This window comes from Frankia sp. AvcI1, assembly GCF_001420875.1.
Lineage (GTDB): Bacteria > Actinomycetota > Actinomycetes > Frankiales > Frankiaceae > Frankia > Frankia alni.
The window spans coordinates 162,587-187,269 of sequence record NZ_LJFZ01000013.1; the positions used below are offsets into that span (position 1 = coordinate 162,587).

10 protein-coding genes, 1 tRNA gene and 27 pseudogenes are annotated in these 24,683 nt (G+C 72.5%); 20 read left to right on the forward strand and 18 right to left on the reverse strand.

Going from position 1 to position 24,683, the window contains the following annotated elements; translation table 11 throughout:
* Positions 1–762: 762 nt before the first annotated feature.
* The 3 genes and pseudogenes from UK94_RS53495 to UK94_RS53505 all read right to left on the reverse strand — a co-directional run.
* The coding region (locus UK94_RS53495; protein ID WP_235488063.1) for an amidohydrolase family protein at positions 763–1,203 on the reverse strand (441 nt) is incomplete at its 5' end.
* A 1-nt stretch (position 1,204) separates the two neighbouring features.
* Positions 1,205–1,550: pseudogene (locus tag UK94_RS53500) on the reverse strand (amidohydrolase family protein); the annotation flags it as partial.
* A 1-nt stretch (position 1,551) separates the two neighbouring features.
* A pseudogene (locus tag UK94_RS53505) lies at positions 1,552–1,998 on the reverse strand (amidohydrolase); the annotation flags it as partial.
* 268 nt (positions 1,999–2,266) lie between these two features.
* On the opposite strand from UK94_RS53505, the pseudogene UK94_RS53510 reads away from it, so the two are divergent.
* The 6 genes and pseudogenes from UK94_RS53510 to UK94_RS15565 form a co-directional block, all read left to right on the forward strand.
* Positions 2,267–2,794: pseudogene (locus UK94_RS53510) on the forward strand (hypothetical protein); the annotation flags it as partial.
* 1 nt (position 2,795) lies between these two features.
* A pseudogene (locus UK94_RS53515) lies at positions 2,796–3,342 on the forward strand (helix-turn-helix domain-containing protein); the annotation flags it as partial.
* A 7-nt stretch (positions 3,343–3,349) separates the two neighbouring features.
* Positions 3,350–3,489, forward strand: a pseudogene (locus UK94_RS53520) (hypothetical protein); the annotation flags it as partial.
* Between the two features lies 1 nt (position 3,490).
* A pseudogene (locus UK94_RS74010) lies at positions 3,491–3,577 on the forward strand (hypothetical protein); the annotation flags it as partial.
* 86 nt (positions 3,578–3,663) lie between these two features.
* Entirely contained in the window at positions 3,664–4,290 is a 627-nt protein-coding gene (locus UK94_RS15560) for a VOC family protein (protein WP_011606374.1), read from the forward strand.
* Positions 4,291–4,299: 9 nt separating this feature from the next.
* Positions 4,300–4,626, forward strand: coding sequence for an NIPSNAP family protein (locus UK94_RS15565; protein ID WP_011606373.1), 327 nt, complete (start codon positions 4,300–4,302; stop codon positions 4,624–4,626).
* Between the two features lie 105 nt (positions 4,627–4,731).
* Here UK94_RS15565 and UK94_RS53525 read toward each other — a convergent pair.
* The 3 genes and pseudogenes from UK94_RS53525 to UK94_RS53535 form a co-directional block, all read right to left on the reverse strand.
* Positions 4,732–5,504, reverse strand: a 773-nt coding sequence (locus UK94_RS53525; protein ID WP_313949511.1) for a PrpF domain-containing protein, incomplete at its 5' end; no start/stop codon positions are given.
* Between the two features lies 1 nt (position 5,505).
* Positions 5,506–5,731 (reverse strand): annotated as a pseudogene (locus tag UK94_RS53530) (PrpF domain-containing protein); the annotation flags it as partial.
* Between the two features lies 1 nt (position 5,732).
* Positions 5,733–6,036: pseudogene (locus UK94_RS53535) on the reverse strand (PrpF domain-containing protein); the annotation flags it as partial.
* Positions 6,037–6,179: 143 nt separating this feature from the next.
* Here UK94_RS53535 and UK94_RS15575 point away from each other — a divergent pair.
* The 4 genes and pseudogenes from UK94_RS15575 to UK94_RS53545 all read left to right on the forward strand — a co-directional run.
* Positions 6,180–8,405, forward strand: a complete 2,226-nt coding sequence (locus UK94_RS15575; RefSeq protein WP_235488065.1) for an acetate--CoA ligase family protein — start codon at positions 6,180–6,182, stop codon at positions 8,403–8,405.
* Positions 8,406–9,628: 1,223 nt separating this feature from the next.
* A pseudogene (locus UK94_RS74015) lies at positions 9,629–9,858 on the forward strand (acyl-CoA synthetase); the annotation flags it as partial.
* 1 nt (position 9,859) lies between these two features.
* Positions 9,860–11,323: pseudogene (locus UK94_RS15585) on the forward strand (AMP-binding protein); the annotation flags it as partial.
* A 93-nt stretch (positions 11,324–11,416) separates the two neighbouring features.
* Positions 11,417–11,594, forward strand: a 178-nt coding sequence (locus UK94_RS53545; protein ID WP_235488143.1) for an NYN domain-containing protein, incomplete at its 3' end; no start/stop codon positions are given.
* 523 nt (positions 11,595–12,117) lie between these two features.
* Here UK94_RS53545 and UK94_RS15595 read toward each other — a convergent pair.
* The 11 genes and pseudogenes from UK94_RS15595 to UK94_RS53590 form a co-directional block, all read right to left on the reverse strand.
* Entirely contained in the window at positions 12,118–12,960 is an 843-nt protein-coding gene (locus UK94_RS15595) for an enoyl-CoA hydratase/isomerase family protein (RefSeq protein ID WP_041940898.1), read from the reverse strand.
* 152 nt (positions 12,961–13,112) lie between these two features.
* Positions 13,113–13,359: pseudogene (locus UK94_RS53550) on the reverse strand (cytochrome P450); the annotation flags it as partial.
* Between the two features lies 1 nt (position 13,360).
* Positions 13,361–13,594: pseudogene (locus UK94_RS53555) on the reverse strand (cytochrome P450); the annotation flags it as partial.
* A gap of 1 nt (position 13,595) precedes the next feature.
* A pseudogene (locus UK94_RS53560) lies at positions 13,596–13,648 on the reverse strand (hypothetical protein); the annotation flags it as partial.
* 1 nt (position 13,649) lies between these two features.
* Positions 13,650–13,741, reverse strand: a pseudogene (locus UK94_RS53565) (hypothetical protein); the annotation flags it as partial.
* Between the two features lies 1 nt (position 13,742).
* Positions 13,743–14,352 (reverse strand): annotated as a pseudogene (locus UK94_RS53570) (cytochrome P450); the annotation flags it as partial.
* A pseudogene (locus UK94_RS53575) lies at positions 14,349–14,598 on the reverse strand (alcohol dehydrogenase); the annotation flags it as partial. The pseudogenes UK94_RS53575 and UK94_RS53570, both read right to left, overlap by 4 nt.
* A 38-nt stretch (positions 14,599–14,636) precedes the next feature.
* Positions 14,637–15,494, reverse strand: a pseudogene (locus UK94_RS15605) (alcohol dehydrogenase catalytic domain-containing protein); the annotation flags it as partial.
* Between the two features lies 1 nt (position 15,495).
* Positions 15,496–15,596 (reverse strand): annotated as a pseudogene (locus UK94_RS53585) (hypothetical protein); the annotation flags it as partial.
* A gap of 163 nt (positions 15,597–15,759) precedes the next feature.
* On the reverse strand, positions 15,760–16,743 hold a 984-nt coding region (locus UK94_RS15610; protein WP_235488067.1), incomplete at its 5' end, for an aldehyde dehydrogenase family protein.
* Position 16,744: 1 nt separating this feature from the next.
* Positions 16,745–17,268, reverse strand: a pseudogene (locus UK94_RS53590) (aldehyde dehydrogenase family protein); the annotation flags it as partial.
* 3 nt (positions 17,269–17,271) lie between these two features.
* On the opposite strand from UK94_RS53590, the gene UK94_RS53595 reads away from it, so the two are divergent.
* The 10 genes and pseudogenes from UK94_RS53595 to UK94_RS53625 all read left to right on the forward strand — a co-directional run.
* A partial coding sequence (locus UK94_RS53595) for an AMP-binding protein (RefSeq protein WP_235488069.1) occupies positions 17,272–17,680 on the forward strand: 409 nt, incomplete at its 3' end.
* A 1-nt stretch (position 17,681) separates the two neighbouring features.
* Positions 17,682–17,836: pseudogene (locus tag UK94_RS53600) on the forward strand (hypothetical protein); the annotation flags it as partial.
* A 1-nt stretch (position 17,837) separates the two neighbouring features.
* A pseudogene (locus UK94_RS15615) lies at positions 17,838–18,990 on the forward strand (fatty acid--CoA ligase family protein); the annotation flags it as partial.
* Between the two features lie 120 nt (positions 18,991–19,110).
* Positions 19,111–19,821 (forward strand): annotated as a pseudogene (locus UK94_RS53605) (hypothetical protein); the annotation flags it as partial.
* A 1-nt stretch (position 19,822) separates the two neighbouring features.
* A pseudogene (locus UK94_RS53610) lies at positions 19,823–20,022 on the forward strand (phosphotransferase); the annotation flags it as partial.
* 1 nt (position 20,023) lies between these two features.
* Positions 20,024–20,213: pseudogene (locus tag UK94_RS74020) on the forward strand (phosphotransferase family protein); the annotation flags it as partial.
* Between the two features lie 277 nt (positions 20,214–20,490).
* Positions 20,491–21,237, forward strand: a complete 747-nt coding sequence (locus tag UK94_RS15625; RefSeq protein WP_041939666.1) for a dienelactone hydrolase family protein — start codon at positions 20,491–20,493, stop codon at positions 21,235–21,237.
* Positions 21,238–22,173: 936 nt separating this feature from the next.
* Positions 22,174–22,764: pseudogene (locus tag UK94_RS53615) on the forward strand (hypothetical protein); the annotation flags it as partial.
* Position 22,765: 1 nt separating this feature from the next.
* Positions 22,766–22,824, forward strand: a pseudogene (locus UK94_RS53620) (hypothetical protein); the annotation flags it as partial.
* Between the two features lies 1 nt (position 22,825).
* A pseudogene (locus UK94_RS53625) lies at positions 22,826–23,361 on the forward strand (ABC transporter substrate-binding protein); the annotation flags it as partial.
* 729 nt (positions 23,362–24,090) lie between these two features.
* On the opposite strand, the gene UK94_RS15635 reads toward UK94_RS53625, so the two are convergent.
* A tRNA-Asn gene (locus UK94_RS15635) sits at positions 24,091–24,163 on the reverse strand.
* Positions 24,164–24,683: the final 520 nt, after the last annotated feature.

Consider the following 24,683-nt stretch of genomic DNA (forward strand, 5'->3'; position numbering starts at 1 on the left):
ACTGCTCGCAGAAGAAGAGAATGCACAGCCGCTGGAAAGAGAGCAATGACTCCGCCACGTGGTGTCCCCGATTCCGCCGTGCCGTAACGAGAGAGTGCGAAGAATATCGCCAATACGTTACTGGGTGGACGGGTCGCGCGTACGTGCGGTCCGCTGGTTCCAGCGAGTTTGAGGGAAACTTAAGGTGACGAGTTGGTGCTGGTACCCCGGTCGTGCCGGTCGCGGCGNCCGTGGGGCGGTCCACCAACCGGCGGCGCTTGCCGACGGGCAAAAGTTAACATTCGCGTAAGGGTGGAGTGNGGCCGTGTGGTTCGGCGGTCCCTCGGGTCGGACCGCAGGTCTTACTGACGGTTCAAAATGGGATCTATCGTCCCTTTCAACTCCGTGACGTGGAGATGGGGCGTGCCGGCCGCGGAGTTCGACGACCGGGTTGGCGCCGGAGTTCGGCGGTCTCGCCCGTGACCAGGCCCCGCCGTTCCCGCCCGATGGCTGATCCCGGCGGGTGACTGATCTCGGCGGGCGACCGTTCCCGCCCGATGGCTGATCCCGCCCGCTGGCCGATCCATCGGGCGGCTCCGATCCCGTCCGGTGACTCCAGATGCCGTCCGGTGGCTCCGATTCCTTCCGGCGGCGTGGATTCAGCCCGGCGACAGGGCGCGTGGACCCGCGCGGCGCGTCGATGGCGGTGCGCGGATCCGGCGGGCCTGTCAGTCGAACAACCGCGGGCGGGCGGCGCGATCCCCGCCGGCTGGCAGCGAACCGTCAGGGGCGGTCGAGGTCCAGATCCAGGCCGAGCATGCGGATGGCATTGCCTCGCATGATCTTGTAGATCTCGTCGTCGGGGACGCCCGCCATGAGTCGCTCGGCGACCTCCCGGGTGTTCGGCCAGGTGGAGTCGGTGTGCGGATAGTCGGTCTCGAAGGTGATGTTGTCGATGCCGACGTCGTGCCGGGACCGGACGCCGAAGCGGTCGTCGAAGAAGCAGCCGAAGATGCGGTTGTGGTAGTAGTGCGACGGCGGCTCGGGCAGGCCTCCGTCGCCGAGCCAGGAACGGGCGTCACGCCACTTGGCGTCGATCCGCTCCAGCAGGAACGGAATCCAGCCGATCTGTGACTCGGAATAGGCGAGCTTCAGGTTCGGGTAACGGACCATGAGACCCGACCAGAGATAGTCCGACATCGAGGCCATGGCATTGTTGAACGCNACGGAGGCGTTCACCGCGTGCGGCGCGTCCGCCGACGTCGACGGCATGCGCGAGGACGACCCGATGTGCATGCAGACGACGGTGCCGGTCTCGTCGCAGGCCTCGAACAGCGGGTCCCAGTAGCCGGAGTGGATGCTGGGCAGGCCGAGGAACGGCGGGATCTCGCTGAACGCCACGGCCCGGACGCCGCGGGCGGCGTTGCGCCGGACCTCGGCCGCCGCGCGGTCGGCGTCCCACAGCGGGACCAGGCACAACGGGATGAGTCGCCCGCCGGAGTCGCCGCACCACTCCTCGACCATCCAGTCGTTGTAGGCCTCGACGCAGGCCAGGCCGAGCTCGCGGTCGTNGGTCGCCTCGTGGAAGGTCTGGCCGCAGAACCGGGGGAACGTGGGGAAGCACAGCGACGCCTCGACCCAGTTCACGTCCATGTCCTCCAGCCGGGCCTTCGGGTCGTAGCAGCCCGGCCGCATCTCGTCGTAGGTGATCGAGGTCAGCGACATCTCCTCGCGGGCGAATCCGACCGCGGCCGTGGTGCGCTTCTGGACGAAGACCAGATCCTCGAAGACCCAGCAGTCCGCCGGACGCCCGCTCGGGTCGAAATCGTGGGCGTACTTCGGGCCCGCGCCGACCACCCGGATTCTCGCGACCCCACGACGCTCGACCCGGGGGCCGCGCTCGCGAAACCTCGCGGGCAGCCAGCTCTGCCACAGATGGGCCGGCTCGACGACGTGGTCATCGGTGCTGACGATCCTCGGGAGTTCGATCCTGGGGACTTCGATCCTGGGGAGTTCCATGCGCGCCTCGCAGCTCTCCGAACCGGCCGATGGCCCGAACGTAACGCCGACAAGATGTCGCCTACCTGTCGGTCATCGCCGGTGTACGGATAAAGACCGTTTTTTCGGGCTGNAAAGCGCGGATCGTTTCAGAGCCTCCCGCGGATCGTGGAACGCTGACATTCGACCGAGGAGTCGGGATATCGTCCAGCATCCGCAGAGTGACACGCGACACACAGTCCATCGCCGTTCGTGCACGTCGCGACCGTCGCCGCGAGAGGAGCCGGACATGCGGGCAGACACGCAGGCGCAGCGGGCCCAGGAGCCCGGTGGCGACCCTCGCCGGGAGGTGCGGCTGGACGGTCCCGTCGTCGTGGTGGCCGACGGTGCCCGGCCCGACGCCGAGGCGCTGGCCCTGCTGGCGGGCCGCGAGCGGTGGCGGCTGGTCGAGGCCTCGGGAGCGGACGCCGCCCGCCGCGCCACCTCGCTGCGCAGGGCGTCGCTGGTCGCCGTCGTCACCGACGACCCGCGGTTCGCCGTCGAGGTGACCCGCGCGATGTGCCGCGCCTGCGACGCCCCGGTCATCGTCCTGGGCGACCTCGACCCGATGGTCCGGGTGCGTGTGCTCACCGACGGGGCGGACCTGGCCCTGCCGACCGGGCTGGACCCGTCCGCCCTGGGGGCGCAGATCATCGCCCTGCTCCGCCGGGTCAGCGACACCTGGGAGCCGACCGTGCGCTACCTGAGCGCCGCCGAGCTGCACGTCGACCTGTGGGCCCGGACCTGCCTGCTGGACGGGGCGGAGCTCGCCCTGTCGNCCACCGAGTTCCGCCTGCTCGTCTACCTGATGCACCACCCGCACCGGGCCCTGCCGCGGTTGCGGATCGTCCGCACGCTGTGGGGCAACGCCGGCGGGCCGGGCGACACCAACGCCCTGCGCATCCAGATCTCCCGGCTCCGCCACAAGATCACTGCCGCGGGGCGGCCGACGCCGCTGATCCGCGCGGTGCGCGGCGTCGGGTACGAGTTCACCGAGAACGTCCTGGAGATGGGCGACGACGTCGGCGGCGGCGCCGCCCGGCCGACCTCGCTGACCTCGCTGACGATGCCGCGCACGGTCCTCGACGTCGCCCGCCGGCTGCCCCGCGCCTCGCAGACCGCGGCGGCGGAGTTCCTCACCACCACGCTGGTGACCAGCGCCGCCTGTGACGCCGCGGCGATCTTCCGCCGCGGCGGCGGGCACATGCACCTCGTCGCCGAGCGGGGCAACACCGCGCGCTGGCGGGAGCTGATGGCGGGCGGCGTGCCCCTGCGGTCCAGCTTCGCCCAGGTCCATGCGTTCGAGACCAACCAGCCGACCCAGATNGCCGACATCGTCGGCGGCGCGCACGGCTACCGGGAGACCACTCGCGCGCTGGCGGCCGACGGCTTCCACAGCTGTCTGTTCGTGCCGATCTTCAACGGCCCCACCGCCTGGGGCGGGCTGGGCCTGGCCAGCCGCTCCCGCCGCCCNCTCGACCCGGCCGTCACGACCTTCGGCGTGGCGATCGCCGCCATGTTCTCGCTGGTCATCCGGCCGGCGTCCGACCTGGCGGGATGACGGCGCCCCGGCGGTTCGCCGGGNCCGCGATCGAACGTCAACCGACATCTTCCCGGCGGTAGCGTCCCGCCCGAGGAGGACGATCGATGACTTTCACGAACTCCCCGCGCAGGGTCGTTCCCGCACCGGTCCGCCCCGCCGACGCACAGGCGCCCGCCCGCCTGAGCCACCTGGCCCTGGTGACGCGCGACGCCGCCGCCACCACCGATTTCTACAGCACCGTGATGCGGATGGAACTCGTCGCTGCGGTGATGCACGAGCGGGTGCCGTCGACCGGGGACACCATGCCCTACCTGCACATCTTCTTCCGGATGCAGGACGGCTCGACGGTGGCCTTCTTCGAGGTTCCCGACCTGCCCGCCGCGGCGGCGCCCTCCCATCCGGCCCATGACGTCTTCCGGCACATTGCCCTGGAGGTGCCCACCACGGACATGGTCGATGAATGGCGGGAATGGGTGCGCGGGCACGGCGTCGACGTTCTCGGCCCGGTCGACCACACCATCATCTACAGCATCTACTTCCATGATCCCGACGGCAACCGGCTCGAGATCACGACGCCGCTGGTCGCCGACTGGAACGATCGGCCGATCCAGGCCCGTCGGGCGCTGGAGGCGTGGACGGCGACGAAGGAACGGGCCCGCCGCGACGGCACCGAGGTCTCGGCCGCGCTGCACGAGCTCGTCGTCACGTCCGAGCCGACCACCTTCGACTGAGGCGGGCCGATGCTGTACGAGCTGCGCCGCTACGAGCTGTTCGGCCACAACCGCGACGCCCTGCACGACCGGTTCGCCGACCACACCGTGCCCCTGTTCGACCGGCACGGCTTCCGTCAGGTCGGCTACTTCGAGACCGTGATCGGCGACGGCCCCGACCTCACCTACCTGCTCGCCTGGGACGGCCTCGACGAACGCCAGCGGGCCTGGGCCGACTTCCACCGGGACCCCGAGTGGGCCGAGGTGCGCCTGCGCAGCACCGCCGAGCACGGGCTGCTCGTGGCGAGAACCCACAGCAGCATCCTGCGCCCCCTGCCGTTCTCGAACCTGCGCTGACGGCAACCTGCGCTGACGGCAACCTGCGCTGACGGGGTCCCTGGCGCGCACGACGGCGGCATCCGGTGTACTGGGCGCACCGAGCGTCCGGTGTACCGAGGCAGCTCAGCCGGGCAGGTAGGCGGTTCCGGCGAGCAGCCGCCGGGCGGTGCGCAGCACGCCCACCGCCACGATCTCCCGACCCGCACGGTCCGAGGTCCGGACGGTGACGGTCAGGGTGCCCCTGGGGTGCGCGATGCGGACCGCCTCCGGGCCGGCGGCGTCGGAAGCGGTGGTGCCGGGGGCGGTGGTGTCGGCGTCGGTGTCGGTGCCGGTGGCGACCCGGGCGTACGCGAATGGCAGGGTGCCGGCGGTGCGGGCGGCGGCGGCGGCGCACAGCGCGGTGGTGATCGGGCAGGCGTGGTGGGCGCGTCCCAGCGACGTCGCCCGGACCACGAGATCGGCCGATGGCGGCGGCGGGGAGACGATGGTGAGCCGGGGCAGGACCGGGGAGTCGACCGCGGCCGCGGCCTCGTCGGACGCGAGCCCCATGCGGGCGGCGCCGGCGGCGCGGATGGACTCCAGCCGCGCGAGCAGGCCCGGCCTGGCGTTGAGGGCGGCCGGCGCCTCGTCGCCGCGCAGCCCGAGATCCGCCGCCCGGACGAACACGATCGGCGCCGCGAGGTCGACGAGCGACACCTCGATCGGCCCGCCGACGCTCGGCGTGAGCACATCGCGCGGTCGGCCGGTCGGCAGCAGCGCCCCGGTGACCGGACCGGCCGGGTCGAGGTACTCGGTCAGCACCGCGAGCCCCGTGGTGGGCATCCCCGCGAGCCGTGCCTCCTCCCGCCAGTCGCCCTCCCGTCCGTCGCGGTCCGGCCTGTCACCCTCCGGCCCGANGGCGTCCGGCCCGACGCCGCGGGTCGGCGGGGCCGGCACGAGAGCGTCGATGCGCTGCCCCAGGTTGCGGTTGAACATCCGCACCAGGCCGGGTCGGGCGTCGCCGGCGAGCAGGCCCTCCTCCAGCGCGTACACCGCGGCCGCGGCGGTGAGGTTCCCGCAGTTGCCGGCGTAGTCGACGATCGGACGGTCGATGCCGACCTGGACGAACAGGTAGTCGATGTCGNAGCCCGGGTGCTCGCTCGGCCGGACCAGCACCACCTTGCTGGTGCTCGAATGCGTCCCGCCGAGCCCGTCGAGCTGCATCGGGTCGGGCGAGCCCAGCAGGGCCAGGATCGCCCGGTCCCGCTCGGGCCCGGCGCCGGGCAGCGCGTCGTCGGTGACGAACACGCCCTTGCTCGTCCCGCCGCGCATGAGCACCAGCGGAATCGCGGTGGCGGTGCTGAGAGCCATGTCCGTCCTCCGTTCGCGGCGACACCCGGATGCTAGGTCGCCGTCGGCCCGGCGGCACCGGGCTCGTGGCGCTGGCATCGAACCGAAAGGGTTCCGCGCATACCGTGCTGGCGCGGGATCACGGGCCTGCCGCCGGCGCAGGGCCGTCGTACAGACGGCCGTCGCGCCGGTGGGTCGTACGGATGGGCCGTCGCGTAGGAGGCCGGGCGAAGGAGGAGGACGTGGCGGGGTCGGAGCCCGGGGCGGGTTCGCTGGACAGGTTGTTGAACCCGGCGTCCGTGGCCGTCGTCGGGGTGAGCGAGCGGCGTCCCATGTCCAACGTCGCCGTGGGCCACCTGCTCGCCGCGCCCGTCGAGCTGCACCTGGTCAGCCCCCGCCCCGGCGTCGCCTACGGACGGTCGACGGTCGCCAGCCTGCGGGCGGTCGGCGGGCCGGTCGACGCCGTGTTCAGCCTGGTCGGCGCGGCAGGGTCGGTGGGCGTCGTCGAGGAGGCGGCGCAGCTCGGGTGCGGCGGGGTGGTCGTCGTGGCCAGCGGGTTCGCCGAGGCCGGCGACGAGGGCCGCGAGCGCCAGGACCGCCTCGCCCGGGCCGCGGCCGGCGCCGCCCTGCCGGTGTGCGGGCCGAACTGCACCGGTCTGGTGAACGTCACCAGTGGGGTCTCGCTGTTCACCGGGACGGCGGTGGCGGTGCCGGCCGGCGGGGTCTCCCTGGTGTCCTCCAGCGGGTACCTGATGCGCGCGGCGATGGCGGCGGCCCGCGAGCGCAACCTCGGCCTGCGCCTGGCGGTCTCGGCCGGCAACGAGGCGGTCACGGTGCTGGCCGACTACCTCGACTTCCTCGTGGCCGACCCGCTTACCCGCGTCATCACCGTCGTCATCGAGAAGCTGCGCGACCCGGCGTCGTTCTTCGCGGCGGTCGAGCGCGCCCGGGCGGCCGGCAAGCCCGTCGTCGTGCTCAAACTCGGCCGCAGCGAGCGGGCGCGGGCCATCGTGCGCTCGCACACCGGGGCGCTGACCGGCGAAAGCTGGGTCTACGACCTCGCGTTTCGCGCCGCCGGGGTCGTCGACGCCCGCGACGTCGACGACCTGATGGACCGGGCGGCGATCCTGGCCCAGCTGCCCGCGCACCGGCTGCGTCCGGTCGAGCGGATCGCCGTGATCGCCTCGTCGGGCGGCGTCGCCGCGCTGGCCTCCGACGTGCTGGCCTCCGACGTGCTGGCCGCCGACGTGCGGGCCGCCGACGTGCGGGCTTCGGACGTGCGGGCCGGCGAGGAGGTCGAGACGCCGGAGCTGACCGAGATCGCCGACGAGGTGCGGGCGATCATCCCTGGCGCCGAGGTCGTGAACCCGCTCGATCTGACCGGCTTCACCATGGCCCGGCGTGAGTCGCTCGACGACGTGCTGCGGATCTACCTCGCCGCCGAGGCGCTCGATGCCGTCGTCGTCACCTGGTGGCTTGACGAGGAGGACCGCGAGCGAGCGGAGGTGCTGCTCGGACCGGCCCGCGAGGCGGCGAGGCGCGCGGGCAAGCCGGTCGTGCTCACCACCGTGCAGCAGTCGCGGCTGGGGTCGTGGACCGCGACGGCCGGCGGGCCGGGGCTGGCCTTCGCCCGCGGTCTCGGCGGCGCGGTGCGCGGTCTGGCCGCGATCACCCGGCACCTGTCGCCGCAGCCCCGCGTGCGTCCGGCGGCCCCGCCCCGCCCGATCCCGCCACCGCGGCCGGCTGACGTGGTGCGCGGCGACGCCGGGGCGATGCTGTCGTTCGCCGCGACGATGACGCTGCTGGCCGAGCGCGGCCTGCCGGTCGCGCCGTGGGTGGTGCTCGACGATCCCGCCGACTGGCCGGCCCGCGCCGGTGACCTCGGCGGCGGCGCCCAGCTGGTCGTCAAGCTGGCCGACGTCGCGCACCGCACCGAGCTGGGTGCCGTTCGTCTCGGTGTTGCGTCCGGGAAGGTGACCGCGGTCGCCGCCGAGCTGCAGGCGATCGCCGCGGCCCACGGGGTGCCGCGCACCGTCGCCGTGCAGAGCCAGCTCGCCGGCGCCGGCGAGGCCTTCGTCGGCTACCAGGCCCGCACCGACCTCGGCCCGGTCGTCGTGGCCGGTCTCGGCGGCATCCTCGTCGAGCTGACCCGCACGGTTGTCGGCCGGCTGCTGCCGGTGGACGGCGCGGTCGTCGAGTCGATGCTGGACGAGCTCGGCGGGGCGACCGTGTTCCGGGGGCTGCGCGCGGGGGCCGGCTGGGACCGGTCGGCGTTGGCGAAGGCAGTGCTGGCCGTCGCCGAGCTGGGGGTGGCCGGCGCGGGCTGGATCGGCTCGATCGACGTCAACCCCCTGATCTGCTCGCCGTCGGGCTGCGTGGTGGCCGATGCGCTCGTGCTCGTCGAGAGAACCGATGCCGCCGCCGGGACGGTGACGCCGCCGCCGGGAACTGCCGCCACCGAACGCTGATGCCGCCGCCGAACGCTGATGCCGCCGCCGGGAACTGAAGTCGCTGGGAGGTCGTCGTGCCGTTGCCGAACGGGGTCGAGCGGGAACTGGTGGAGATACCGATTCCGCCGTCCGGGCGGGTGGACGTGTTCTCGGGCGTCGCCCGCCTGTCGGGGGCGATCTGGGCGGCCGAGGTGCGCCCGGCGGGCCCCAGGCCCAGCACGGCCGTGCTGATCGTGCACCCGACTGCCAACTTCCTCGGTCACTACGCGCTGGGGACGCTCGCCGAGCTCGGCGTCGCCGCGGTCGGGCTCGCCACCCGCTACGTGGGCAACGACGCCAACCTCAACGTCGAGAACTGCCTGCTCGACATCGGCGCCGCGATCGGCACGCTGCGCGGGCGGGGCTACGAGCGGATCGTGCTCGTCGGCAACTCGGGCGGAGGCTCGATCGTCCCCTACTACCAGGCGCAGGCCGAGCGGCCGACGGTCGTGGCCCCGCCGGGCGGCGTCGGGCCGGACCTCACCCGCGCCGACCTGCCGCCGGCCGACTCGATCGTGCTTTTCATGGCCCATCCCTCCCGCGCCCGGGTGTCGATGGAGTGGCTCGACCCGGCGATCATCGACGAGTCCGTGCCGTTCGGCCGGGACCCGGACCTCGATGCCTTCGNCCCTCGCAACNCCCCGCCGTTCTCCGCCGAGTTCATCGCCCGCTACCGCGCCGCGCAGCTCGCCCGCAACCGGCGGATCACCGCCTGGGCGCGGGCGCAGCTACGCCTGGTCACCGCCGCGGGACACTGGCCGGCGGGGCTCGACGACCTGGCGTTCGTCGTCCACGGCACCAGCGCCGACCTGCGCTTCCTCGATCCGGCCATCGACGCCAGCGACCGGACGATCGGCAGCACCCTGTGGGGCCGCCCCGAGATCGCCGACTACCTGCCGGCCGGGCTCAACCGCTACACGACGCTGCGGTCGTGGATCAACCAGTGGTCGATCGACGACACCAACGGCGACGCCCTGCGGTGGCTGCCGGGGCTGTCCACCCCGACGCTGGTCGTCGGCGGCTCGGCGGACACCGGCTCGCCGCCGGTGGTGCTCGAACAGCTCCACGACGCGATCGGGCCGGCGAAGAAGGACTACCTGCTCATCGACGGGGCGACGCACTACTTCGAGGGCCGGCCCGACCTGCTGCGCGCGGCGTGCGATGCGATCGCGACCTGGTGAGCCCCGGCCGGAGACCTCGCCGTGACCGCGAACGGGGCGACGAGCGCGTCGGCCGCCACGTTCAGCGCGGCCTGGCGGCGCGCGGTCGCCGACCGGGGCGCGAGCCCGTTCCTGAGCTGGGAGTCCTCGACCGGGGCGGTGACGACGTGGACCTACGCCGAGTTCGACCGGCTCACCGGACGGGTCGCGGCCCGGCTGCGCGCGGCGGGCCTGCCCGCCGGCGGCGCCGTCCACCTCGCGCTGGCCAACTCNCCGGCCTTCGTCGCCGTGTGGCTGGCCGCCGTCGTCCTCGGCGCGCACATCGTGCCCGCCGACCCGGCCGCCACCGCCCCGGAGATCGCCGCGCAGCTCACCCGGACGAGGGCCGTGGTCGGGATCTGCTCGCCGCGGCGTCGGACGGTCTACGCCGAGGCAGCCGCAGCCGCAGCCGCAGCCGGGTCGGCCGGCGCCGGTTCGGACCTTGTCGTCTTCGCCGTCGACGAGGACGACGTCGAGCTTGCGACCCTGACCGGTGCCGCTGCCGGAACCGGACAGGCACCGTCGGCCGGCAGCCCTGACACTCCGGGCCTCGTCACTCCGGGCCTCGTCACTCCGGGCCTCGTCACTCCGGGCCTCGTCACTTCGGGCCCCGAAACGCCGGGCCTCGAAACGCCGGGCCCCGAAACGACTGCCGCGGTTCTGTTCACCTCCGGCACGACCAGCGCACCCAAGGGCGTGGTGATCACTCAGGCCAACTACGCCTTCGCGGGCGCGACGATGGCGGCGGCGGCCGGGCTGGGGCCCGCGGACCGCCAGCTCGTCGCGTTGCCACTGTTCCACGCGAACGCCCAGTACTACTCGTTCGCCGCCGCCATCTCCGTCGGGGCGAGTGTCGCCCTGCTCGGTTCCTTCTCGGCGTCGCGGTTCCTCGCGCAGGCCGCCCGGCACCGGGCGACGCACGCGAGCCTGTTCGCGGCCCCGATGCGGATGATCCTGGCCCGGGGCGCGCAGCGGCGCGACGACCTGGTGCTGCGGCACGTGTGGTTCGCCCAGAACGTGACCGCCGACCAGTACGAGCGGCTCGCGGCCCTGCTCGGCTGCCGTCCCCGCCAGCTCTACGGGATGACGGAGACGACCGCGGCGGTCCTGACCAGCCGACCCGACGAGGCCCGCCCCGACGCGATGGGCCGTCCGACGCCGGGCTGCGCCGTGCGGCTGAGCCCCCGGCCGGACGGCGGCGAACGGGCGCCGGGGGAGGTCGGCGAGCTGCTCGTCGGCGGCGAGCGGGGCGCCCGGCTGTTTGCCGGGTACCTCGACGACCCCGGGACAACCCGGCGCGCCTTCGTCGACGGCTGGTTCCGCACCGGCGACCGGGCCTACCGCGACGCCGACGGTGTCTATCACTTCGCCGGTCGCGACAGCGAGACGCTGAAGGTGGCCGGCGAGAACGTGTCGGTGGTCGAGGTCGAGGCGGTCGTCGCCGAGCACCCCGGCGTGCTCGAGGCGGCGGTCGTCGGCCGGCCCGACCCGGTGCGCGACGAGGTCCCGGTCGCCTACGTCGTCGCCGACCCCCGCGGCGCCGCCCCCGGAGCCGAGGAGCTGGCCGCCTGGTGCCGGCGGCGGCTGAGCCCGGTCAAACGTCCCCGCGAGTTCGTCCTCGTCGACGAGCTCCCCCGAACCTCCGTCGGCAAGATCCGCAAGTTCCTCCTGCCCCCGGCCCCCGCACCCGACTCGTAGCCCAGGCGACGCCTATCGTCTCGCGCGGGCGAGGATGTGGTCATGCTGGTGATGCGCCCGGCACGGGCCGACGACCGGGCCGCGGTCGCAGAGATGATCATCGCACGGTGCGACAGAGCGCAGGAGAAGGGCATCGACGTCGCTCTCGCGGTCGATTTTGTGCGTCTTGCCTGTGAGGGCGCGTACGACGTGGGCGTCCTGTTCAGTCGCGACACGGACCTCGTGCCGGCGCTGGAGACCGTCCGTGATCTCGGTGCTCATGTGGAGGTTGNGAGTTGGAAGGGCACGAGCCGACTCCGCTTCCCTGACTCACAGCTTCCGTGGTGCCACTACCTGGACGCCGACGATTACGCAACCTGCCGGGACTACACCGACTACACGGCGATCTGACCGCCGCGGTCTGATGGCCAGGGGCTCCGGCGGGCCGTCACGAACCCTGCGTTCGCCTTTCGGCTGATCTCGTGATCAGGTTCGGACCTTCCGTGGCATTCCTCGACGAGGTGGTTCCGGGCGCCATGCCCGAAGACCCTCCAGCGTTTCGCCTCCTTCCTCAAGGAACCTGGAGAAGTAGTCGGCGAATGGAAGGCCTGACGCGGACTCGCGCANGGGGTCTGGCTGCCCCCGCGTACCAGCGCAACCGCTCCGCCAAGGAACGGTACGAGCGCAGGCGTGTCCTGGCCCGTCCNCACAACGAAGGGCTTGTCTAGCGGATGTACCTTTAGGCGGCTCGATCGCCATGCCCGCTGTGGCTGCGCGATGTGCCTTCGTGAACCCTGCCGACGGTCGTACGGGGNTCACATAGTGGCGTCGGGAGGGGTGGCGGGCATCCAAGGGGTGGTGAACTGGGCCGCGCGGGCGGCCTTCAGGCCGTGGACGCCCTGCTCGCGGCGGATCTCGGCGAAGGTGCGGCCGTCGGGGGCCTGCGCCCGTCCGCTCATCGCGAGGGTGATGACGTCGTAGCCCGAGGCCGCGACGCGGGCGGCCTCGTCGCCGGAGGCGTCGGCGGCGGCGTCCACGGCCCGCTTGTTCAGCGTGGTGGCCTCCCGGGGCATCCGGGCGAGCCGGGCAGCCAGGTCATGGGCGCGCGGGTGCAGCTCGGTGGCCGGCACGACCGCGGTGACCAGGCCGATCCGCTGAGCCAGGCCGGCGTCGATCAGCTCGCCGGTGAGGATCAGGAACTTCGCCCACTGACGTCCGATCAGCGGCACCAGCCCGGCCGCCCCGGGCAGCCCGAGGCGTCCCTCGGGCATGCCGAAGCGGGCGTCGTCGCCGGCGACGACCAGGTCACAGCTCGCGGCGAGGACGACGGCGGCGCCCAGGCAGTAGCCCCGCACGGCGGCGACCACCGGCAGCGGGCAGCGGCGCACCCGCCGGTGGAAGTCGTCGGCGGTCTCGCGGAAGCGCGCCTCGTCGGCGGCGTGCTCGCGGATCGGGTTGCCGGCCAGGTCCCCGCCGGCCGAGAACGCCGAGCCCGCGCCGGTGATGAGCACGGCGCCGACGGACGGGTCCGCCTCGGCGTCGGCGAGGGCGGCGAGGATCTGGTCGCGGGTGCCGCCGGGCCGCGCCGAGATGGGGTTGCGCGCCTGCGGGCGGTCGAGGCGGATCTCGGCGACCCCGTCCCGCGTGCCGTAGGCGATCTCGTCGAAGTCGGCGCGCCCGTNGGGATCCGTGAACCTGCCGGGGCCGGCGTGCTTGTCGAGGTCGGGGTGCTTGTCGAGATCCATGACGTTCCCGTCGGGTCAGGGGCGCGGGGCGGTGGGGGTGAAGCGGACGGGCAGGTGCTTCACGNCATGCAGGAAGTTCGAGCGAAGCAGGTCCGGCTCGGCCGTCGCCTCGATGTCGGGCAGCAGCTCGAACAGGGTTCGGAACGCGATCGCCAGCTCGACCCGGGCGAGGTTGGCGCCCAGGCAGTGGTGCGGGCCGGGCGCGCCGAAGGTGACGTGCGGATTGGGGTCGCGCGTCACCCGGAAGGCGGTCGCGTCGTCGAAGTACGCCTCGTCCTGGTTGGCCGAGCGGTACCACAGCACGACCTTGTCNCCCGCATCGAAGCGCTGCTCGCCGAGCGTCACCCCGTCGCGGGCGACCGTGCGACGCATGTACAGCACCGGAGAGGCCCACCGCAGCAGCTCCTCCACGGCGCCCGGGGTGTACCGGTCGAGGTCCGAGCGCCACAGCTCGCGCTGGTCCGGGAAACGGGTGAGCGCCGACAGCCCGTGGGCCAACGCGTTGCGGGTGGTCTCGTTGCCCGCCCCGACGAGCAGGTTGAAGAAGNTCGCCAGCTCCGTCGGGGTGAGGTTCTCCTCCTCCTGGGCGGCGACGAGCGAGNTGACCAGGTCGTCCTGTGGGTTGCGGATCCGGTCGCGGGCCAGCTCCTCCAGCAGGCCGCTCATGGCCTGGCCGGCGCCGTGCACGGCGCGCNCGACCGACCGGGGGGTCTGGTCCGGGACGTACTCCGGGTCGCTCGCACCCATCAGGATGTTCGTCTGCTCGAACAGGAACCGTTCCTCGCTGCGGGGAATGCCCAGCAGGTTGTTCACGATTCGCAGCGGCAGCAGCGCCGCGACCTCGGTGACGAAGTCGCACTCGCCCCGCCGCGCGACCGCGGAGATCACTTCGCGGCTGGTGCGGGCGATGTCCTCGACCAGCGCGGCCACCGCCTTCGGCGTGAAACCGCGGGCGACGATGCGCCGCTGGCGTGCGTGCTCCGGGTTGTCCATGTCGATGATCGAGCCGCGGAACTCGCGTAGGCGCGGCGGCTGGTCGAAGATCAGGCTGCCCTGGCCGGAGCAGAAGTCCGCCGGCCGCCGGCTCACCTCGCGCACGTCGTCCAGGCGGGTCAGCGCCCAGAAGCCGCCGCCGCGCGGGGCCCCGGTCAGGTCGAGCTCGGGGACGTACGGCCGCGGGTCGTGGGCGCGCAACCAGGCGAACGTCGCGTCGCGTTCGGCCGCCGGCCGGGTCCACCAGCTCAGGTCGTCCAGGACGTCGCCGGGCAGCCCTCGCGTCCCCGGCACGTCCCCGGTCGTGGTCATGCCGGCAGCCTCTCTACCTGCGCGGGCGCCGAAGCCGGACGCGCGTCGGGCGGCACCTGGGCGTCGGGCGGCACCTGGGCGTCGGGCGGCACCCGGGTGTGGGCCGCGCGCCGGGCGTCGAGGGCGTCGGCGGCCGGGTAACGCAGCACGGTGCGCAGGAAGCGGCCGCTGCGCATGTCCTCGTAGCCGTCGTTGACGCCGTCGAGAGGGTAGCTGTGGCTCACCACCGCGTCGAGGTCGACCTGGNCGTGCTGCCACAGCTCGATGATCTTCGGGATGTCGGNGCGGGCGTTGCCCGAACCGTAGATCGTGCCGACGATGTGCTTCTCGGACAGGGTCAGATCCATCATGTCCAGCGACACCGTCCGCTTCCCCGCCGGATGGACGTTGGTCACCACGACCCGGCCGCGGCTGGCGGTCATCGCCAGCGCCCGCCCGAGCAGTTCGCCGTCGCCGCGGCTCATCGTGCAGATGAACCGGTCGACCCCGCGGTTCCAGGTCGCCCCCCGGATGACGGCGGCGGCCTCGTCCCACGAGGTGGCGACGTGGGTCGCGCCGAGCCGAAGGATGAGCTCCTGCTTCTCGGCCACCGTCTCGACGGCGACGATGACGCGGGCGCCGGCCAGCCGGGCGCCCTGGATCGCCGCCGCGCCGATGCCCCCGACTCCCGCGACCGCGACCGTGTCGCCCGGCCGCACGTCGGCGGAGTACACCGCCGAGCCCCAGCCGGTGACGAAGCCGCAGCCCAGCAGGCAGGCCCGGTCCAGCGGGACGTGCTGCGGGATCCGGACGCAGCTCGACTCGTGGGCCACGGTGTGATGGGCGAACGTGCCGATCATGCAGGCGATCGCCAGGTCCTGGCCGCGGGCGTGGTGGCGCGCGGTGCCGTCGGCGATCTGGCGGCCCGTGTACATCTTCGCGCCGAGCTCACAGAGGTTCTGGTGGCCGGTCGCGCACTGCCGGCACCGCCCGCAGGACGGCACGAAGCCGAAGACGACATGGTCGCCGGGGACGACCGCGCTGACCCGGGAGCCGACCTCCAGCACGACCCCGGCGCCCTCGTGCCCGCCGACGCACGGCAGCCGGAACGGCATGTCACCGGTGACGATGTGCTCCTCCGAGTGACACAGACCGGAGGCGTGNAGCTCGACGAGCACCTCGTCCGGGCCGGGCGGATCGAGCTCGATCGGCTCGACCGACCACGGCGAACTGCGGTCCCACAGCACAGCGGCGAGGGTCTCCACGGCACCTTCTCTCGGTTTCGTGCTCTCGTTTCGTGTGGTTTGGGGTTCGTGCGGTTTCGGGTTCGTGCGGTTTCGGTCTCGTGCGGTTCTAATCTCGGTGCGGGTGCGGGTGCGGGTGCGGGTGCGGGTGCGGGTGCGGGTGCGGGTGCGGGTCGGTGGAGACTCAGCCGTCGGCGGGCCGGATGATCGACTGGAGCTCCACGAAGGCGTCGACGCCCTCGGGGCCGCCCTCGCGCCCGATGCCGGACGCGCCCATTCCGCCGAACGGGCTGCCCGGGTCCAGCGGCGCCGGCGAGTTCACGGCGACCGAGCCGGTGCGCAGCCGCGCGGCGACGCGCCCCGCCCGCTCGGGGTCCTCGCTCCACACCGACCCGGCCAGGCCGTAGTCGGAGTCGTTGGCCAGGGTGACGGCCTCCTCGACGCCGTCGTAGGGGATCACCACCGCCACCGGGCCGAAGATCTCCTCCCGGGCGACCGGGGCGTCGTTGCCGACACCGGCCAGCAGCGTCGGCTCGACGAACCAGCCCCGGTCGAGCCCGGCCGGCCGGCCCCCGCCGGCGGCGACCCGGGCGCCGTCGGTCCGCGCGCGGGCGAGGTGCGCCTCGATCCGGGCCCGCGCGGACGCCGAGATGACCGGGCCGATCTGGGTCTTCGGCTCGGTCGGGTCGCCGACGCGCAGCGCGCCCACCCGCTCGGCCAGCGCGTCGACCACCTCGGAGTAGCGCGAGCGGGGGGCGAGGATGCGGGTCTGGGCCATGCAGACCTGGCCGGAGTTCGCCATCGCGCCGAAGGTGAGCGTGGTGACCGTCCGGCGGGTCAGCGACACGTCGTCCAGCAGAATCGCCGCCGACTTCCCGCCCAGCTCCAGGGTGCACCGGCGCAGGTCACGGCCGCAGACCTCGCCGATGCGCCGACCCACCGCCGTCGAGCCGGTGAAGGTGACCTTGTCGACGCCGGGATGGCCGACGAGGTACTCGCTCGCCGCGGTCCCGGCGGGCACGATGTTGACCACCCCGGGCGGCAGGCCCGCCTCGACGACCGCCTCGGCGAACAGGTAGGACCACACCGGCGCCGCCGGAGCCGGCTTCAACACGACCGTGCAGCCCGCGACCAGGGCCGGGCCGAGCTTGAGGGCGGTGATGAACAGNGGTGCGTTCCACGGGACGACGGCCCCGACGACGCCCACGGGCAGCCGCCGGACCAGCACCGAGCCGTGCGCCGCCGGCCGCTCGTCCGCCCACGGGTAGTCCCCGGCCAGCGCGGCGAAGGCGTCGAACGCCGCCAGGGCGGTGCCCACCTGGTAGGGCTGCGACCAGGACCGGGGCGAGCCGACCTCCGCCGTGAGCACCTCGGCGAGCTCGTCGGCCCGGGCGCGCAGCGCGTCGGCCAGCCGCACCAGCGCCGCCACCCGTTGCGGTGGGGTCGCGCGAGCCCAGGGGCCGTCGTCCAGCGCGCGCCGCGCGGCGGCCACGGCCCGGTCGACGTCGCCGATGCCGGCCGCCGCGACCACACCGATGGTCTCCTCGGTGGCCGGCGAGACCACGGCCAGCGTCTCCTCCGTCGTGGCGCCGACCCACCGGCCGTCGATGAACAGCTCCCGATGTTCGCGCACACCGACTCCTCGGTCGTCCCGGATTCCGCGCCGAATTCTAGGATCCTCATCCGCGGGCATTCAATGATTTCTCTTTGCTGTCGATGCGAGGTTCGAAGGCGTGCCGAACCTATTTCCGTGCGAGGGTTCCGTCATGGCGCCGGGTCCCATTACCCGCAATCCTGGAGTGATCGAGTGGTTCTCACCGCCGACAGCACATGGGAGCTGGTCGAGGCGCGCGCCGCGGCCTCGCCGGACGGCCTGGCCGTCATCGACGAGCACCGGCGGCATCTGACGTTTCGCGAGCTACGCGACCGCGCCGAGGCGGCCGCCGTGCGCCTGCGCGCGCACGGCGTCGGGCCGGGCTCGGTCGTGTCGTGGCAACTGCCCAACACGATCGACACGGTCGTGGTCTGCCTCGCGCTGGCCCGACTCGGTGCGGTGCAGAACCCGCTGATCATGATGCTGCGCGAGCGGGAGATCACCTTTGTCTNCCGGCAGGCCGGCAGCGAGCTGCTGTTGGTCCCGAGCGCCTTCCGCGGCGTCGACCATGCGGCACTGGCGCGGACGGCCGCCGCGGCGGTGCCCGGTCTGGCCGTGCACGTCGTCGACACCGCCTCGCCCGTGGACACCGCGCCGCGGGACATCTNGCCGGGGGAGGCCGTGCCGGGCGGGGCCGTGCCGGGGGAGGTCTCGCCCGGACGGGGCTCGGGCGGGGCCGCCGTCTCGTCGACCGAGCCCGTCGCGCCCGTGCGGTGGATCTTCTACACCTCGGGGACAACCTCGGATCCGAAGGGGGCCCGGCACACCGACCGGGGCCTGCTGGCCGCCTCGGCGACGTTCTGCGACCATCTCGCCGTCGTCCCCACGGACCGACTGCCGATCCTGCTGCCGATCTCCCACATCGGTGGAATCACGCACCTGCTCACCGGCCTGCAGACCGGCTGCGGGGTCATCGTGAGCCGCGGGTTCGACCCCGAGACGACGCCGGCCGCCCTCGCGGCGGCGGGGGTGACGCTCGTCGGGGCGGGCACGCAGATGCTGCAGGCCTACGTGGCGCGCCAGCGTCGCCAGCCGGCCGTACCGCTGTTCCCGTTGGCCCGGGCGGCACTGTGCGGGGGCGCGGGCCGGCCGGAGGCGTTGCACTTCGAGGTCAAGGAGCTGCTCGGCGGCGTCGGGGTGATCTCCGGGTACGGCCTGACCGAGTGCCCCTTCGTCACCTGGGGCCGCCACGACGACACCGACTCCCAGCATGCGAGCACCGAGGGCTGCGCGGGTCTCGACGTCGAGATCGTCGTCATGCTCGACGACGCCACGCCCGCGGCCGCCGGGGAGGTCGGCGAGATCCGGGTGCGCGGCCCGCAGCTCATGGTCGGCTACGTCGACGCCACCGCGGACCGGGACGCCTTCGACGCGAAGGGGTTCCTGCGCACCGGCGACCTCGGCACCCTCGACGAGGGCGGCTACCTGCGCATCACCGGACGGATCAAGGACGTCATCATCCGCAAGGGCGAGAACGTCTCCGCCCGGGAACTGGAGGAGCTGCTCCTCGGCCATCCGGCGGTGGGCGAGGTGGCCGTCGTCGGCCTGCCCGATGCCTCCTCCGGCGAGCGGGTGTGCGCCGTGGTGGTGCCCGCAGACCCGGCCGACCCGCCGGATCTGGCCACCCTCTGCGCCCACCTGCGCGCGCAGGGGCTGAACAATCGCAAGCTTCCCGAGCAGCTCGAGCTCGTGCCCGAGCTGCCGCGCAATGCCATGGGAAAGGTCGTGAAGCGCGACCTGACCGCCCGTTTCGCGCACTGAATGTCGTGCGGCCGAAGGCGATTGCATCGACAGCCGATCGACATCGTCGGCTCATTACCTTTTCGACGCCGTCGTCGGCGCATGCGAAGGTCGCCGAGACTCGGAGGGAACGGGGCAGCCATGAGCGTCACCGCCACCAGGGACGACAACGTGCTCGCGGGGACCCTGGGCGGCTGGCTGCGTCGGGCGCTGGAGCGGCCGTCACTGGAGGTCGCGGGGCTGTCCAGGCCGAAAGCGGGCACGTCCAACGAAACCGTGATCGTCACCGTGCGATGGGACGACGACGGCCAGCGACGCGACGAGCGCCTGGTGATCCGTATCCAGCCGACCGGGCGTCAGTTGTTCCAGCATCCGGACACCATCGGCGAGGGCCGCGTCCTGCGGGCCATCGCTGCGGCCGCACCGGTGTCCGTGCCCGCGCCAATGTCCGTGCCCGCGCCAATGTCCGTGCCCGCGCCAATGTCCGTGCCCGCGTCGGTGCCAGTGCCCGCGCCAATGTCCGTGCCCGCGTCGGTGCCAGTGCCCGCGTCGGTGTCGGTACCCGCGTCGGTGTCGGTGCCGGTGCCGCGGGTGCTCGCCTTCGAGCCGGATGCCGCGGTGGTCGGCTCGCCGTTCTTTGTGATGAGCCACGTCCCGGGCCGGGTGCTCTCGGACATCCCGAGCTGCCACGCGGCCGGCTGGCTGCTGGAGTGGACGCCGGCGCAGCGCGCCGCCCTGTGGGACAACGGACTGCGCACCCTCGTCGACGTCGGGCGCATCCCCGTCCGCGGCGAGCTGGAGTTCCTCTGGGCGCCCGCGCTCGGCCCGACCGGGCTGCAGCAGCTCGTCACCNCGACCCGACACTGGTTCGACTGGGTCCGCGGCGAACGCGAACTCGACGTGCTCAGCCGGGCGATGGAGTACGTCGAAAGCGAGCGTCCCGACCACGACGACCGGACGCTGAGCTGGGGCGACGCCCGGGTCGGCAACATGATGTTCGCGCCCGACGGGACGGTCGCCGCCGTCCTCGACTGGGAGACCCCCGCGGTCGGCNCGCCCGAGGTCGACCTCGGCTGGTGGCTGATGATGGACGAGTTCTACAGCCATGGCCTGGGCTCGCCGCCGTTGCCCGGGGTGCCGGACGAGGACGCCCAGATCGCCCGCTGGGAGGGGCTGGTCGGCCGTCCCGCCCGGGAGCTGGCCTACTACAAGCTGCTGGCGGCGTTGCGGTTCGCCATCGTCTGNGCCCGCTCGACCGACATCTCGATCGCCCGCGGCGTGGCCCGCCCGGACACCGCCATGCACATCCGCAACCCGGCGGGCCTGCTGCTCTACCGCTGGCTGGGCGAACCGGAACCGGACCTGGCCCCCGAGTTCACCGCGATGATGTCCCGCTTCGCCCGCAAACGGGCCGACCGGGCGGGCTGAACGAGCGGGGTGGGCTGGACGAGCGGGGTGGGCTGGACGAGCGGGGTGGGGTGGACGAGGGGTGGACTGGACGAGCCGAGGGGAGCAGCGTCGGTGAGCGATGCCCTGCGCGCGCAGACGGTGTCGATGCGGGGAGCCGGGGACGACGACATCGAGGCCTACCTCGCCGAGCCGCTCGACGGGTCACCCGCGGGCGGCGTCGTCGTGATCCACCACATGCCGGGCTACGACGAGTCGACGAAGGAGATCACCCGCAGGTTCGCCGCCCACGGCTACCTCGCCGTCTGCCCGAACCTGTACTCACGGGAGGCTCCCGGCGCCAGCCCCGGGGACGCCGCCGCCCTCGCGCGGGCCCGCGGCGGCGTCCCCGACGATCGGCTCGTCGGGGACGTCGACGCGGCGGTGCGCCTGCTGCGGTCGTCGCCGTCGTCCAACGGCAAGGTGGCGGTGATCGGCTTCTGCTCGGGTGGGCGCCAGGCGTTCCTCGCCGCCTGCAGCCTCGATCTGGACGCCGCCGTCGACTGCTACGGCGCCTACGTCGTCGCCACGCCGCCGGAGGATTCCGTGCTGCGCGGGGTCCGGCCGATCGTCGACCTGGCGGGCAGGCTGTCCTGCCCGCTGCTCGGCCTGTTCGGCGACGACGACCGGATGCCCTCACCGGCCGAGGTCGCCGCCCTCGCCGCGGCGCTCACCGAGCACGGCAGGACCTTCGAGTTCCACAGCTTCCCCGCCGCCGGCCATGCTTTCCTCGCGACGGACCGCGACGCCTACCGGCCCGCCGCGGCCAGGGCGGCCTGGCCGCGGATCTGGACGTTCCTGCGCGCCCACCTCACCGGCTGACCTCGCGGCGAGTCCACACGTCCCGAGTGTCATTAGTCAGCTTTTTGGCGGCGGCGCCGGCGAACGGCACCCGGACTCGGTGATCCGGTGTGTGCGAGTCGATTCTCCGCCGCCGGGCTTCCGCATAGTCGGACCGAGTCGACAGCTCACCTGGCCGGGCCCCGACGCCTCGCGTCCGAACGGCGGCCGAGGGCGCCTGTGCCGCCATCCCGCCCGCGCCGCACGCCCGCCGGGTCGAGGGCCGGCCGGTTTCTCGCCCTTCCCCCGGCGACATCGTCCGCCCATCGCGAGCCCGGCTCGAACGCACGGCGAACGTCGTGCGAGTACACTTGCGAGCGCCGGCTCCGGGCGGCGCTGGTGGACAGGTGTGCTCCTCGCTCCTGAATCCGTGCGCTGTCTGCACCAGGTTTCTGTCGACTGCTGTGGCGTACGGTCGCGCCGCAGATCTCGGCCTGGTCGCGGAGGAGTCCGCGTGCGCTCTCGCATGTCACATGTCGGAGAAATCTTCGGTAAGGAGACCCTGATCGCGCGGTGCGATCAGTTGTCTGCCGATCCTGTTCTGCGGTATCCACGGGAACGCGGCAGCAGCTGAGAGAGAAATAACCACATTCGGCGCTCGGTGCCGTGACGAGCTTCTTTGGCTCGCTCGATCTCCGGGTCGGTCGATGTCCGCAGGCTGCCCAAATTCTGGTGCATCCGCGGGCTTCGGGNGCCCNCATTGTCGAGTGGGTTTGAAACGCGCGCTGACAATATCGCTGGAGCTTCCTCGGTGAAGTGCCGGGTGCGGCCGACGAAACACCATCTTCATGAGACCGTTACTCGGTCTTATCGCGGTAGATCTTGCTTGACGTCNCTCTTTTCTCGCTGCTAACTTCCGCCCATGATTATTCAGGGAATGGCGAGCGGCGTGAATCGCTCGGTTCGGGGGGACTGTCAGTGAGTTCTTTGGGGGGATGGTCGGTAAGAACGACGCGCCGCCCGGCACGGGTCGCCGTCGCGGTCGGTGTCGCGAGCGTGTTCGCGCTGGCGGCCTGCTCGAGCTCGGGGGGCTCGAGTGCCGACGCCGGCGGCAAGAGCAGTGCGACGCCGGCGGCGCCCGCGACGCCTGCCACGCACGTCGTGACGGATCTGTCGGGTGCGACGGTGACGGTGCCGACGACGGTCAACCGCATCGCCGAGCAGTTCCCGGCGCATGTCGTGGCCGACATCATGCTCGGGGTCGGCGACAAGCTGGTCGCGATCCCGCAGAACGTCAGCACGATCCCGTTCCTGCGGACCGTGCAGCCGTCGATCACGAAGGTGCCGCAGCTGTTCCACAGCGGCAACGTGAACATGGAGCAGCTGCTCGCCCAGAAGCCGGACGTGGTCTCCGCCATCTCCGGGGGTGACACGGTGAAGCCGTTCCAGGCCGCGGGGATCCCGGCGGTCACCATGTTCTTCCCGAAGTACGCGCAGCTCCAGCAGTCGACCACCGTCGCCGGGGAGACCTACGGTGGCGCCGCGGTGGCCAGGGCGAAGGCGTACAACNCCTACTTCGACAAGGTCGACAGCACCCTGACGTCGCGGCTGGCGAAGGCGGCGACCAAGNCGACCGTGGTGTACATCGAGGCGTACACCGGCAACAACATCGTGGTCCAGGGCGGATCGTCGCTGATCGACCAGTGGATCACGAAGGCCGGCGGGACGGACGCGGCGAAGGGGATCAGCGGTGGTCGCGTCAACGTGACCATGGAACAGCTGTTGCAGTGGAACCCGGACAACCTGATCATCCAGACGCCGGGCGGTGACCAGGGCCTGGCCGCCGACACCGGCGCCTCGGTGCTGGCGGGCCTGTCGAAGATCAGCGGCTGGAGCGATTTGAAGGCGGTCAAGTCGGACAAGGTGTTCATCGACCCCAGCGGGTTGTACGCGTGGGGCCAGTACACCGTCGAACAGGCTCTGCAGCTGCAGTGGGTGGCGAAGGTCCTCAACCCGTCGCTGTTCGCCGACGTCGACCTCCGGTCGGTCACCCGCGACTTCTACAAGAACCACTTCGGGTACACGCCGTCGGACACCCAGCTCAACACCATCCTGCAGACCACCTCGCCAGACGGCATCGCCACCGCGAAGAACGCCATCTCCTGAGCGCTGGTTGAACCAAGGCAGGACCGGGCTGGGACCGCCGAACGGCTGATCGGCTGAGCGGCATCCCCTGGCGAGCTCGGCGAAGGCGACCGACACCCGCAGTCGCGGAGCGGCCTCCTCGCCGAGCTCGTCCCGGTTCCGACCCCAAAGCGTGTCCGCACCTGAGCCACCGAGGCCATCTGGGACGCCGAGGCCGTGGCCGACGGCTTGCCGGCTGCCGTCCCGGCCACTGCCGTAGCCGGTCGGGACGGCAGCCTCGGCGGTCGGCGGTCGGCGGTCGGCGTGGCGGCCGAGGCGGCCCGCCGCCGGGCGATCCGTGGTCCCGCGAGCCCGCCGAGCCAGACGAAGCCGCCGATCAACGGCTCGACCAAGGGGCTCGGCCAAGCGGCTCGGCCGGTCGCGACGGGTGGGCGGCCGGTCAGTGACACGTGTCGCGGCGCTGGCGCGGTGGCCGACGCTGCCGGCCGATCAGACCTGGAGCCGCTGCCTCCAGCTCCTGCTGGTCTCCAGAGCCGGTAGCCACCGGATCGCCCATCGAAGCGGACCGTGCTCGCTCGTTGGATCTTGGGCTCGGGAGTGAAGAGCACCGATCTTTGAGGCGGGATCCGGGAAGCTTTCGATCATCCCGGCGACCATGATCCAGCCGGAGAGTCTGTGGAGCGCGCCACAAATTTTCTANGGGAAAAGTGTGGATTTGATCAACGATCAAGCCTCTGACCTGCGACGATGCTCCCGCGATAGGACTCGAACCTATAACCTGCCGGTTAACAGCCGGCTGCTCTGCCAATTGAGCTACGCGGGATCGGATGCTCTTCGCATCTGACACGGTGAGCTTACCTGAGGTTCGGATGGTCTTGGACGGAGGGGTGGACGCCGACTCGGCTCCACGACGCCGGCCGGCCCGGCGCTGATCCGCGAGCACGTCCGACAGCGGTCCCTGTGGCCGGGCGGGCGGCCAGGCGGGGAGCGAGTCCATGGACCAGAGTGCCTGTCCACTTGTGATCAAGAAGTGGTGTGTGGGCGGTGCCGTGTCGGCGGGTGCCCGCCTTTGGTCGCGTCGGCAAGTGCAGGAGGCCGACCGGTTCACGGATGAACCGTGCCGCGGTCCGGGCGCGTAGTACCGATCGGGGTGCGGACACTCGGACCGTGCCCTGGCAGCCGCCAGGATGGCGGTGTGCCGCGGCTCGGTGAACGGGCGATGGGGGCGTACCGATGCGCAGGGTGCGGGGCCGTGGACAAGCCGGTGATGGTGAAGGCACAGCCCGGATCGTCGCCACCGGCGACGCGGGCGGGGCACGGCTGGTCGTGGGCGCCGTTGCGGT